At 51.5% G+C, this 12691-nt stretch carries 8 protein-coding genes; 2 read left to right on the top strand and 6 right to left on the bottom strand.

Going from position 1 to position 12691, the window contains the following annotated elements:
• Positions 1 to 5 precede the first annotated feature (5 nt).
• On the top strand, positions 6 to 884 hold the full coding sequence (locus ACGHM3_RS10150; protein WP_345416932.1) for an SDR family NAD(P)-dependent oxidoreductase: 879 nt from the start codon (positions 6 to 8) through the stop codon (positions 882 to 884).
• Between the two features lie 48 nt (positions 885 to 932).
• On the opposite strand, the gene ACGHM3_RS10145 is transcribed toward ACGHM3_RS10150, so the two are convergent.
• The 6 genes from ACGHM3_RS10145 to ACGHM3_RS10120 all read right to left on the bottom strand — a co-directional run bounded on the left by ACGHM3_RS10145 (position 933) and on the right by ACGHM3_RS10120 (position 11486).
• Positions 933 to 4514 (bottom strand): family 78 glycoside hydrolase catalytic domain, encoded by a 3582-nt coding sequence (locus ACGHM3_RS10145; protein WP_345416935.1) that lies wholly within the window; start codon positions 4512 to 4514, stop codon positions 933 to 935.
• A gap of 141 nt (positions 4515 to 4655) precedes the next feature.
• Positions 4656 to 5678 (bottom strand): kelch repeat-containing protein, encoded by a 1023-nt coding sequence (locus tag ACGHM3_RS10140; protein WP_345416938.1) that lies wholly within the window; start codon positions 5676 to 5678, stop codon positions 4656 to 4658.
• A 292-nt stretch (positions 5679 to 5970) separates the two neighbouring features.
• Positions 5971 to 7617, bottom strand: a complete 1647-nt coding sequence (locus ACGHM3_RS10135; RefSeq protein WP_345416940.1) for a thiamine pyrophosphate-dependent enzyme — start codon at positions 7615 to 7617, stop codon at positions 5971 to 5973.
• Between the two features lie 38 nt (positions 7618 to 7655).
• Positions 7656 to 9038: an FAD-binding oxidoreductase gene (locus ACGHM3_RS10130; protein WP_345416943.1), complete on the bottom strand. Its 1383-nt coding sequence runs from the start codon at positions 9036 to 9038 to the stop codon at positions 7656 to 7658.
• 4 nt (positions 9039 to 9042) lie between these two features.
• Positions 9043 to 10236: an alpha-hydroxy acid oxidase gene (locus tag ACGHM3_RS10125; protein ID WP_345416946.1), complete on the bottom strand. Its 1194-nt coding sequence runs from the start codon at positions 10234 to 10236 to the stop codon at positions 9043 to 9045.
• Complete coding sequence (locus ACGHM3_RS10120; RefSeq protein ID WP_345416949.1) at positions 10236 to 11486, bottom strand: divalent metal cation transporter; 1251 nt, start codon at positions 11484 to 11486, stop codon at positions 10236 to 10238. Before ACGHM3_RS10120 ends, ACGHM3_RS10125 begins: the two co-directional genes overlap by 1 nt.
• Positions 11487 to 11670: 184 nt before the next feature.
• On the opposite strand from ACGHM3_RS10120, the gene ACGHM3_RS10115 reads away from it, so the two are divergent.
• Positions 11671 to 12234: a MarR family transcriptional regulator gene (locus tag ACGHM3_RS10115; RefSeq protein ID WP_345416954.1), complete on the top strand. Its 564-nt coding sequence runs from the start codon at positions 11671 to 11673 to the stop codon at positions 12232 to 12234.
• Positions 12235 to 12691: the final 457 nt, after the last annotated feature.

Raw genomic sequence — 12691 nt, 5'->3', positions numbered from 1 at the left:
AGACAATGACTTCAACCTCACAACCCGTCGCCGTGATCACCGGCGCCAGCTCCGGCGTGGGCAAAGCTGCAGCAAAAGCGTTGGCGCAGCAGGGCTTTTATATTATCGGCCTAGGCCGAAACCCAGAGCGCTGTGCACAAGCACAAAAAGAACTAGCCGCGCTGGCAACCCACGCTGATTCTGTTCAGTTTATGCAATGTGATTTTTCGCAGCTAGAAGCAACCGCCGAGATTGCTAAAAAAATCGTAGCTCAGGCACCGCGTATCGATGTGCTGATCAATAATGCCGGCGGGGTGAGCTCTGCCATGCGAATAACCGACGAAGGCTTGGAGCAAACCTTTGCCAGTAATTACCTAAGTCCGTTTTTGCTTACCTATTTACTGTTGCCTACCTTAATTGAATCCGCAAAAACCAACCCAGACGGTAAAGCAAGGGTTATTGCCACCTCCTCTGTTGGCCACCACACCTGCCCAGGCATCAATTTTGATGACTTGCAATGGGTGCAAAACTACACCACAGGCGGTGCCTACACCAATGCTAAGCTAGGTAATATTCTGTTTACTAAGGAGCTGGCGAAACGCTACGGTGACAATGGCATCATTGCCCACGCCATGGAGCCCGGCGTTATTTTAGAAAGCAACTTTGTAAACCACGCAGAAGAATCCATGCAAAAATACATGGCCACTCTAACCGAAGAGGCAGTCAGCGCCGAGGAAGCGGCCAGCACATTGGTGTGGTTGGCCACAGATAAACAAGTGCTAAACGAAAACGGCGGCTATTTTTACCAATGTAAACCCGCCGAGGCCAGCCAAGCCGCACAGAACGAAAAGACCGCTGCACGGCTTTGGCAAGAGAGCATAAAGCTACTGGAGCCTTTTATTTAAAACCAGCGCTTCGTGACAAGCCCACAGTTAATTGCTTAATGCTAAAGCTTATTGCTTAACACTGAAGGTATAGTCACCAGGCGCTAGGCGATACATTCGACGCGCTCCAGATTGCTGATAATCCAGCTCTGGGCCAGTAACCGTAGCACCAGCTGTGGCAGGCAAATAGAGCGTGGCTTGGGTGTTTTCTGGCACAGTGAATTGGTAGCGAGTACCCTCTTCTTCCACTGCCCAGCGGCTTTGAATGCGGCCGAAGGGTGAGTCGTAGTGGCCTTGCGCCCAGCTCATTTGGCCGGTTGGGTCTGGCGTGGGTGCCAAATCAAACCGCTGGTAGCCTGCCTTACCTTCGCTTCGGCGAATCCCCAAGGAGCGGCCCATCATCCAACTGCCCACGGCACCAAAGGAATAATGGTTGAAGGAGTTCATGCTGTTATTGCCACCAAAACCCTGCTCACGGGTGTAGGAATTTAAACGCTCCCAAATGGTGGTAGCGCCATTCACAACCGAGTACAACCACGACGGGTAAGACGTTTGCTGCAGTAAGCGATAGGCAAGATCATCGTGGCCGGCCAATGACAGCGCTTCGCTTAAAGACGCAGTGCCAATAAAGCCCGTCATCAACGAATACGGCGGCCGCTCGGTACCGGCGTCATCTTGCTTACTGCGGGTAACCGTGGCGGCTAAGTGCCGCTGCGCACGCGGCAGGTTACTCTCATCAAACACGTTGAAGGCGATGGGGATTGCGTAGGACGCTTGAGTATCCACCAATTTACCTGCATTGGATGAATCTATACTGGTGGGTTTGCCAAAGCCGGTTTGCACCACCGACGACACCGTTTTACCGGTTGTGGCATCAACATAGGTGCGGTTAAAAAACGCCTTTCGCTGCTGGTACAGTTGTGCAAAACGGGCTTGGTCTTCAGGTTGCTCTAGCAGCTCAGCCGCTTGTTGCATAATCGCCAACAAATGCACATGGTAGGCTTCCCACAACAACGTGTTATCGTTTTTGCCACCCTCCGGGCTCAGCCAGTCGCCCAGTGGGCCTTCGATCAACACGCCGGTTTCTGCATCGATTTTACTTTGCAGAAAATCGATGTAGCTAACCATGGCCGGATAATGATCTTGCAGTAGGCTGATATCTTGGTACCGCAGGTAATTTTGCCAGGGCACAATAACACCGGCAGAACCCCACAAGGTGCCACCAAAACCGCCGCCCACTGGGGCAACATCGGCAAAGCGGCCAGACTGCGCCTGTATGTCCCGCAACGCCCATAAATGCCGCTCAATAAACGCGTTTATGTCCGCCATGTAGAGCGCTGTGCCGGCAAAAACGTTGAGGTCTCCGTTCCACCCCATTCGCTCATTACGCGCGGGGGTATCGGTAGGTATGGATAAAAAATTACCGCGCATGGACCAGGTAATGTTCTGCCACAGTTTATTGACTAACTCGTTTGAGGTTTCATAGTGAGCGCTGAGTTGCTGCACAGAGCTAACCACCAACCCTTGCACTGACTCAATCGGCAGTGGCTCGGTAATGCCGGAAATCTCAATAAAACGATAGCCGTGAAAGGTAAATCTGGGCTGGATGACGTCGTTATCACCCTTGGGGTAATAGGTGTCGTTCACCAGCGCCGCGCGGAAGTTTTCCATCATGATCATACCTTCCAGGCCGGCGTGTTCGGGCAGATCCGGGTATCGAACCTCGGCGTAGCGCAGCAGCACTGGGCCGTCGCCGGCAGCGCTGCCCAACTCAATGCGCGGAAAGCCCACCATGTTCTGCCCCATATCGTAGACGAACACACCAGGGCGTACTTCCTCCACCGATTTGGCCTGCAAGGTTTCCACTATTTGAGGGCTGTTACCGGGATGGGCCACCAGCTTCATATCCTGGTAACTGGTGATTAGCTGGTTATCACGATTTTGCTGGGGGTCACCCAAAAAGGCGGTGCCTTGGATGGGCACCACAGCCGCCGGATGCCACTGATCGTTTTGGTAGCCGGGGCTGCTCCAGCCTGCCACCGCCGACTCCTTGCGGGCATCGTATATTTCACCCTGGAAGAAACTACCCAGCCGTATTGGGCCATCGTGGAATACCTGCCAGCTCTCGGGTTGCGTGGTGATGGTTTGCTGGCTGCCATCGGCAAAGGTCACCACCAATTTACCGAGTAAAGATTGCTGATCGCCAAAGTAATTCCAATTAGCACCGGTGTAAGTAATATTGCCACTCCACCAGCCCTCACCCAACAAAGCGCCAACCACGTTGTCACCGGCGTTTAACAATTCGGTTACGTCGTAGGTTTGATAGGTGTGGTGCTTATTGTATTGCGTTAAGCCCGGGGCAAAATAGTCACTGCCTACCCGCTGGCCATTAATGTACATTTCGTACACGCCCCTGGCGGTGGCGTGCAGCCGCGCTTGCGCAATGCCTTTATCGGCCAAGGTGAACTGGTGCCTCAGCATTGGTGTACCGTCGCGGCTTGGGTCCGCCAAAATCACTACTGACTCGTCGGTAGCGCTAACCTTTATGCCGGCGTCACTCACGGTAAGCTGATCACTTTGGCCGGCAAAAATATTTTGGTGAGCCGAACTGTCATCGGCGCCGGCCGCAAAAATCACATTTGATGGCGCCCTAAAATTCCGAACCTCTACCTTTGAAAACAGGGCAGATTGTGCAGGCTTAAGCCAAAAACCAATTTCCGCCAACATGGGGTAAGACAAATAATTATTGCCCCGCCCCGCCGGGTTTAAGTTAAGCCCTGTGGTATCGTAGGGCGAAAGTGATGGATCAACCGGCGTAATGTTGTTGGCCTGGTCCCGGCCATCGATATGAATGTTAAATAAGCCGAATTCACAATCGATGTAAATAGTATGGGGGCTGTGTTGATTACTGGCGTTCACCAAACTGGTGGGGATGGGCAACGAAAACAGCGGCTTATCTAAGCTGTCTTCCGCGGCGTAGCCCACCCGGTAAATGTGCAATTGAGCCTGGCCATCGGCCTGCTGTAAGCCAGACACGTCTAACTCAAATGCCACAAAGGAGTCATCGGCCTTGCTAGCCACCTGGCGAATATTTAAGTTGGCGTTTTGCAGCCGATAGTCGTTGCCGCCCAACAAAAATGCCGCTTGTTGGCTGGCCTCATCCAGTTGCAAATCCACAGCAACTTTGTACACCGATAGATAATCGGCGTTGAAGACTTTGTCGGTGGCGCTGCCACCAATCCATTGCGCGCCTTCCCAGGCGGATTGCTCCGGGTTCATTAACCCAGTCTCAAACCAAGATTCACCTAGGGCCGTGGCGCCGGATTCCAACCAGCTGCTTACTTGCCAGCGATAGCGCTGCTCTGGCATTAAATCTGGGCCGCTGTAAGCCACATTGGCCGCCTGGGATGTATTCACCCGGCCACTGTCCCAAATGCTGGTGCCTTCAACGTCAAAAACCGTTACTTGGTAGGCCGATTGCTGGCCTTCTGCGCTCGCGGTCTGTAGCTGCCAAGAAAAGCTGGGGCTCTGCTCCTCTATGGAAACTGGCTGTACTTCTAGGTTAGTACGTAAACCAATAAGCTTGCCGTCGTTTGGCTCTGCGGCACAGCCAACAAATAATAAACACGCCGTGGCGATTAGTCGTTTCATGTTTCGTTCGCTATAGTTTGTTGTTATTGGTGCATGTTTGAGTTTGCTTGCAAAACAAACCACCGTGATTTTATGGTGATTAAATTAACCTTTTCTCTGTTCATTTCCACGGTTCAACTAGCAATTTGCTAGAGAGAGGTTTTAATCAGATCGCTGTTTAAAAATAAGATGATCGTTAAGCTCAGGGCCGCCTCCTCGGTTGCCGCTGCCGGCTAGGATATGAATAGCACCATCAATGACCACCGCCTGGGTGCCATGCCGGCCTTGGGGCATTAGTGGCAGGGATAACCAGCTTTGGGTTTTTGTATCAAAGGACTCCGCTTCAGAGTGAGCGGCTTCTTGAGTGCCGCTTTCGCCACCCATCACCACCAATAGGTCGCCCATGGCAACCACGGCCACCCCAGCCCGGGGTGTAGGCAAAGGAGACTGCACCGTTTGCCAGGTATCCGTTGTAATGTCGTACACATCCATCTGTGCAACGGTACGAGACAAGTGATCTCCGGTATCCGACGCGCTCAGCCGGCCACCGGCGGCGTAGAGCTTGCCGTTGATAATCGCAGCGTGAAAATGGTCGCGGGCTTGCGGCGCATCGGCCAACCGCTGCCACTGGCCTGTGGCCAAATCCAGCCGATCTAGCCATGGCACATAACCGGAGCTGTGGCCAAAGCGGTTGCCGCCTACAAAATAGATACTCCCCTGGTGCAGCACCACGCCGCCACCTCCGCGCAGCCGGTCTTTAGGTAATTCAGGCCCGGCCGCCCAGTTGTCGGATTCAGTGCTGTAAATCCAAATATGCGGCACGATATCTTCTTTGGGGAAGCGCCCCTGCATGGCACCGACGATGTAAATATCCTTACCCACAGTCACCGCTTGGAAGTGATTCAACTCTTCAGGCAAGGCCGCCCCGGTACGCCACTGGCCAAAGCTCATATCCAAAATATCCAGCGGTCGCTGGCCTCTACCGCCAATCAAATACAGTTGGTCACCCACCACCGCTACGCCGCCTTCGTGGCGAGCAGTTGGCGACGCGCCATTAACGGTGCTTTGATGCCATTGCCAGCGTTTGGAGAATGATTGAGGGGACGTTTGCTGGCCCGCACAGGCTTGAAGCAATACCAAGCAAAGCAAGACAGGAAATAGAGTAAAAAATGAGCACCACTGCATAATCAAACGCCTAACTAATAGAGTTACACTTTGCCCTACCATCAAAGGAGGCATGAGCATGGATTGAGTGTTATCAATTAGGCGATCCGCGCCAACAAATGGAGTGCTTATGTAAGCAACAAACTGGCTGCAACGTCGTGAGTATGGTCGTAAAAGACTATTTTATTAGTATGGTCATCCCTAAAACCTATTAACCACAAAGGATTAGGGCGTGTTGCAACACGCTGCACAAGGTATTACACATTAGTTGAGAATACAACTTGCCGGTAGGCATTGCGCCCACCCATAGAGCCTACTTACCATAGCCCGCAGGCTGCAAAAACTCCCAAGCAGAAACCTCGCTGCCCCGCTCTACCGGCACCTCAATAAAGACTGGCCCTTTTTTGCTCGCCTCTAAGGCCTTTGAAAAGGCGTCTTCGAAATCGATACCCTCGCCAACACGCAGGGTTTCGATACCAAAACCTTGGGCCAGCTTGATAAAATCCGGGTTTTTTAGCTCTGAGGCGTAGACACGGTTGTCGAACAGTGTTTGTTGATCGCGGCGTACGTTGCCAAAACAATTGTTGTTAAACAGCACAACAATCACCGGAATATTAAACTGCGCCGCTGTGGCCAGCTCTTGAATGCCAAACATTAGGCCTCCGTCACCCACGATGGAGCAGACGACTTTGTCTGGGTTGGCGACCTTAACCCCCAAAGCTGTTTGCAAACCATGGCCGAGGTTACCTTGGTAGCCACAAGAGATTAGCTGCCTTGGCTGGTACACAGGGAAGCCGAACCAAGAGGCAAACCCCATTTGTGAAATTTCTTCCACCAAAATTGCATCTTCGGGCAGTGCTTTACGTACGACTTTTAAGTAATCCATTTGCGGCTGTACTTTGTCGATGGCCGCTTGGGTATCTCGCTTGGCTTTAATTAGCCGCAGTGGCGCTGCTCCACCCAGATTGGGCGTTATGGGTTCCAGAGCTGTTAGCAGCGCCGCCGCTGCCTGTTTAGCATCTGCCTCGATGGCGATATCCGCTAATTGGCGAGAATGCTGAGTGGGATCAATGTCGATGCGGATTAAGGGTTTATCTAACTTGCCCTGTTGCCAGCGGAACATGGGCAGCTCTAAGCGCGTGCCAATACCCACCAGCAGATCGCACTCATCGAAAAGATCGTAGCCTTCTGCACAGGTAAAGCCGTAGGGTGAATCATCCGAGACAATGCCCCGGCCACCTCTAAACGCCACCACCGGGCACTGTAAACGCTCGGCAATTTGGTTGATTTCGTAGGCAGCATCTATTGCTCCGCTGCCCACCATAAACAAAGGCCGGGACGATTCAGCCAGCATATTTGCAGCGGTTGTTATCTGCTGCTCTATCAGTGCCGGTGTAAAAGGAGTAGTGAAAGGCTGTGTAGCCAAGCGATCAGATTGCGGCAGCCCCGGCTGGCCCAAGATATCCAGCGGCACTTCAACGCACACGGGTGCGCTACGGCCCTCTCTCAGTTTATTAAAAGCGGTATCCATTACCCAATTAACATCGTTGGGTGTGGCTATGCGTTCAGCCCATTTTGATAGCTTACGTAAAATACCCAATTGATCAGAAAGTTCGTGTAGCATGCCGTGGCCAATTCCAATATGCTGGCTGGGTATTTGCCCAGTTAAACACAGTACTCGCGCGTTATGCGCAGTGCATAAAGCGGCGGTCGCATTTAATACTCCAGGCCCAGGTACAACGCAAAACACACCAATCTTGCCGGTGGAGCGCGCATAGCCATAAGCCATATAACCAGCGGCTTGCTCGTGCCTTGCTACGACCAGTTTGATTTTATCCCGATAGCGATAAAGGGAATCGAACAAATGGTAGGTTTGCGCACCTGGTATCCCAAAAATGGTGTCCACACCCTGGGCGATAAGGTTTTCAATAATGCTGTCTGCAGTGGTAATTGGGTTCACGCTAACCTCTCGTCAAGTTAATTCGGTTTATTCGGGTATCAACCAAGCACGCGATGTGGGTTTAAACAGTTGTTGGGGTCAAACAGTTGCTTAAGTTTTCGCATCCACTGCACTTCGGCTTCGGTACGCGTGTAGCTTAGGTAGTCTCGTTTTAAGCTGCCCAAGCCATGCTCGCCGGATATCATGCCGCCGTGGCGTGCTGCACTGGAGAAAATAATGTTATAAAGCGCTGTTTTCTCTGCTTCGGAGTTGGCGCTTACAGTGATGTGTAAATTGCCGTCGCCAAGGTGGCCGAACACCAACAATTGGTTATCCGGAAATTGCTCTCCAATATTGCGCTCCACCTCTGTTACGTAGGCTTCCAGGCCAGAGGCATCAACGGCCACATCGCAGTGCACGGCCAAACCCATTTGGGCCACAACCTCGCCAATGCCCTCACGTATGCGCCATAACTTTTCTCGTTCGCTGTCGGTTTTGGCGATTACAGCATCCTGAATAAGTTCTTGTTCAAGCGCTTGAGCTAAGCCGTTTTCAAACCATTCCATGGCACCGTCCGGCCGCTCTACATCAATTTCTAACAACACGTAAAATGGGTATTGTTCTGCGAAAGGCGATGTTAAGTCCTCGCCGGCGGCCAACACCGCAGCCATATAGTCTTGCCACATAACCTCAAAAGCACTGACTGCCCCGGAGAAATATTGATTCGACAAGCGAAACAGCTGCAGCACGTCGCTGAATGAGTTAACAGCGCAAAACGTAGTGAAGGTTTCACACTGAGGTACCAAACGTAAAACCACGCGTGTGATCACACCCAGCGTACCCTCAGAGCCGATAAATAACTGTTTAAGATCGTAACCCGTGTTGTTTTTTAACACCTTAGTTAGAGAAGTGAGTACCGTGCCGTCGGCGAGTACCACTTCCAAGCCAAGAATAAGGTTACGAGCAACCCCATAACGAATAACCTGATTACCGCCGGCGTTAGTGGCGGCAATACCACCCACGGTGCAACTGCCGCGTGCTCCAATATCCAACGGAAATGACAGGCCCTTTACCGCTACGGCTTGCTGAATTTCTTCCAGGGGCGTACCCGCCCGCGCCGTTACCGTAAAGGCGTTTTCGTCGATTTCCTCAATACCGCGCAGGCGCATTAGGGAGATGGCCACCTCGCCGGGGTTGGGCGTGGCACCACCGGATACGCCAGTCATACCGCCCTGAACAACATAGGGTTGCTGGTGTGTACCGCACAGCTTAATGATGGCAGACAATTCCTCGGTGGACCCAGGCCGGAGCAACAGCTCTGGCAGGCATGGGTATTCACCGCTGGTGTCCACGCTGTGGGCCGCTCCAATATCCGCCCCGGCGACCATGGTTTTGTCGTCGACGACCGCAGCCAATTGCGACAAAAACTCGCCGTTAACCATTACTCTAAGTCTCTCTAGCCATCACTAAACCTGCATTGAGTTCGCTTATCGATGCACAACCTATCAGCTTTAGATTACGCACCAGTTCGCTGTTAAGAATATCGAGAATGGCCTCAACGCCAGGTTGGCCATGGGCCGCCAGCCCGTACAAATACGGTCTGCCCACAAAGCAACCTGCCGCGCCCAAACACATCGCTTTAACGATATCAGTACCGCGCCGAATTTCGCCGTCAATAAACACTTTTATATCGTTGCTAAGCCCTTTCGGAAGCAACTGCAAGGCTTGAAATCCTGAGATAGAATGGTCTAACTGACGGCCACCGTGATTGGAAAGCACCACGCCATCAACCCCCAGCGCTTTAGCCTTTAGAACGTCCTGTGGGTGTAATAAACCTTTTAAAATCACCGTACCCGGAAAGCTATCTCGTATCCAATGGATGTCATCCCAGGTCAAACTCGGGTTCATTTGGCTGGCCACGTACTCAAATAAACTGGTGCCATCTGCCTGTGCTTGCACCTCTTTCATATTGGCCAAATTAATCGGCTCGCCACGCAAGTAATCTGCGCTCCATTTTGGGCGGCGAGCGGCATCGGTAATGTGTTTGAGCGAGGCCTTAAAGGGTAAGCGCAAACCATTACGGCGATCCGCCTGCCGGTTGCCCCCTTCAAAGGCATCCAAGGTTACGCACAAAACTCGGCCTTGCTGCTCCACCACGCGCTGAATAAGCCGCTGGGAAATTGCCCTGTCTCTGTAGGCGTACAATTGAAACCATGTGTTGGGGTTGGCGGCATACACATCCTCCAAGGCCACACTGGACATGGTTGATAAAACATAGGGCACCGATTGCTTTTCAGCCGCGCAAGCAACCGCCAGCTCACCTTGGTGATGAAACATTCTTGTCAGCGCGGTGGGCGCAAGCACCAACGGCATACTGGCTCGCTCTTGCCAGTAATCAACTTTCGTTTGTACTTCGCCGACATCCACCAACCGTTGGGGCATCAACTGCACGCTATTTAACGATTGAGCGTTGTTACTGCGAGCAAAGCCATCCTCCGCATCGCCCTCTAAGAAGTCGAACAGAAATTTGGGCAGGCGCCGTTTGGCGAGAGCTTGATAATCGCTTATATCGATTAAATTCTCGCCGAGATCCCACCAAGAAAACAGGCTGCGCTTTTCTGTAGTTGTTGACGTTTGCATTAAAATCTCACACTTAGGTAAAGCACGCTAAATAAAATCATCACTACCACTCCGGCGACACTCCAGTATTTGATGACCGGGCCAGGCTGTTGCGACGCTTCGACATCGGAATTAAAAATAGCCCTATGGTTGATCCAAGCTAACATTGGCGCGCCGAGAAACGAAATAGTCGTCGCGAAATCTAAAAAACTGCGAAACGATTTGGCAAACAACAACAGGATTACACCGGCAACTAGAAACTGTAAGCACATCGCCACCCGATAGGCTTGCTGTTGTTTTTGTTGCAGGCTAGTTTTAATCTCCCCTGCCAAATAGGCCGCTGCACGAGGGCAAGCATCAACCAGGGTTAAAACGGTGGAAAACAATATCGCCAGGATGGCTATTGAGCTGATTACCTTGGCCCAATCGCCCAAAGCGCTGGCAATAACACCAACCATTTGCGACGAATACTCACCTGAGGAGCCGGATATACTCACTCCCTGGGCGGCCATAAACACGCCCAGCATAAGAAAGCAAAGCGCAAAGAAAATGGTGATGGCATAACCTATATTGAAATCCAACAGCGCATCCTTACGGGTAAAAGCGCCGTTACTGGTGGCCATTTTTCTGCATACCCATAGCGACTGAAAGCTACCGGCGATAATCGCCGTGGGCATCCAGCCGGCCAGCGCCACCGTAAAAATCAAAGTTTGTTGAGAGAAGCCCTCTTGCGGCAACCAAAACTCTTGCAGCGAATAATTTTGCCCTGGAGAGAGCTTTATAACCGCAGCTAGCACCACCAGCGAAAACACAAACAGTAACAATTTGCTGGTTTTTTCCAGTAATTTGTAATGGCCAGTGGTAAGAAACACAACGCAAAAAGCGATTAGTAAAATAGCGGTTATATTGTTAGGTATGGTTAAATTGAATACGTAATCAACAACACCGGCAGCAACAAATGAGATTGCCGCCGTGGCAATAGACATATTCACCAGTAAATCGACGATAAATATCGCTACCGCCCAACGACCCTGCATAAAATAGTTATCGATCAGTGAACGGCCGGTAATGGCAGCGTACTCGGCGCCGAATCGAAACGCCGGATAGCGAACCACACAGGCCGCCACAATGAAAATCCACATGTAGGCGCCGTACTCTGCACCAGCCCGGGTGGATTGCACCACATGTGACGTACCGATAGCAGACACCGCGAACAAAATGCCCGGCCCTAACCGCTTAAACAGCCCCAAACTCGCCCCTTGCTTCGGCATAACCTGATATCCCTAATGACGTACCCAATAAAAACGCTGTTCAGGCCTAAGGCCTCGGCTGTAACCAGCAAACGGCTTAGCTCAATGTTTGATCTATACTAAACCCCACTTAGTTGCATATGCAACTATTTTATTTCAATTACAACTTAGATAGAATCCATCCAACCACTCAATGAGCAAAACAATGGATAAAAACAACTCTGAAGCAAACCCAGGGCGCGCAGGCAGGCTTGGTAATGGCCCCGCCAGAAGCCACGAAGGCGCCAGCGCAGCCCACCCACTGCCGCTTTACAGCTTTTTACCGTTCCGGTTAATGCGAGCGGGTTTAATTATGTCCAGCGCCGGCCACAAACTCAGCGAACTGGTGGACGCCTCTACTGCGCCCATTAAGGAACGGGAGTGGCGAGTACTTTCCATGATTGGTGCAGAAGGTGGGCTAACCAGTGTGGAGGTGTGCGAGCTAAGCGGCCTAGACGCACCAACGGTTTCGCGGGCGGTGAAGACACTGAGCCAACTTAACCTGATCAGAGCATTAAAATCGAAGTCCGACCGGCGCCAAGCATTGCTTATTCTGACAGAGGAAGGCGCGCGGGTTCACGACGACATTTCTGCCAAACGCTTGGTTTCCGGCCAGCAAATAGCGGCATGCTTAAGCGAGCAAGAGCTGGCTACATTTTTAAAAACGCTGGATAAAATAGAGGCCCATACCAGAGGCTTAAAAGATAGGCCGGAAGAATGGCAAGAGTAAATCCGCTGACTATTGCGACCAAATAATCGAACCTTGTGGATCTATGACTTGGACTAAAAAGTACCGGTCAGCCACCTGGGAGGCCCTGTTTAAAGCTGTAGTCTCACTGCCATAACTTCCCAGGTTAGACCAAGATTGATGTGCGTTATGAGATTTAAAACGTACTCGAAACAACGATTGCCTTCCTTGATAAATTAACCGCTACACCCCGCCAGATTACATCAACAAGCTAATCACAAAAATAATCTGGTCGGCCAGCGCACCGGTTTTAGCATTACCCTTTAACTCTAGACTGCTGTGTAGTCAAAAGCCTGCCTCCGGTTGATTTTGGCGACAAGCGGACTTTCGATTTTTAATTCACTTACGAATTTTGAATCCAAGCCAATTGTAAGCTATACCTGACTAAAAACAAGAATCATCACCGCTCATCGCTATCGTTTCTCATAGGCTGGCCGTT

Source organism: Halioxenophilus aromaticivorans (genome assembly GCF_042850945.1).
Classification (GTDB): Bacteria; Pseudomonadota; Gammaproteobacteria; order Pseudomonadales; family Cellvibrionaceae; genus Halioxenophilus; species Halioxenophilus aromaticivorans.
Note: the sequence above shows the minus strand (reverse complement) of the source record. Positions and strands in the feature narration are given on the sequence as shown.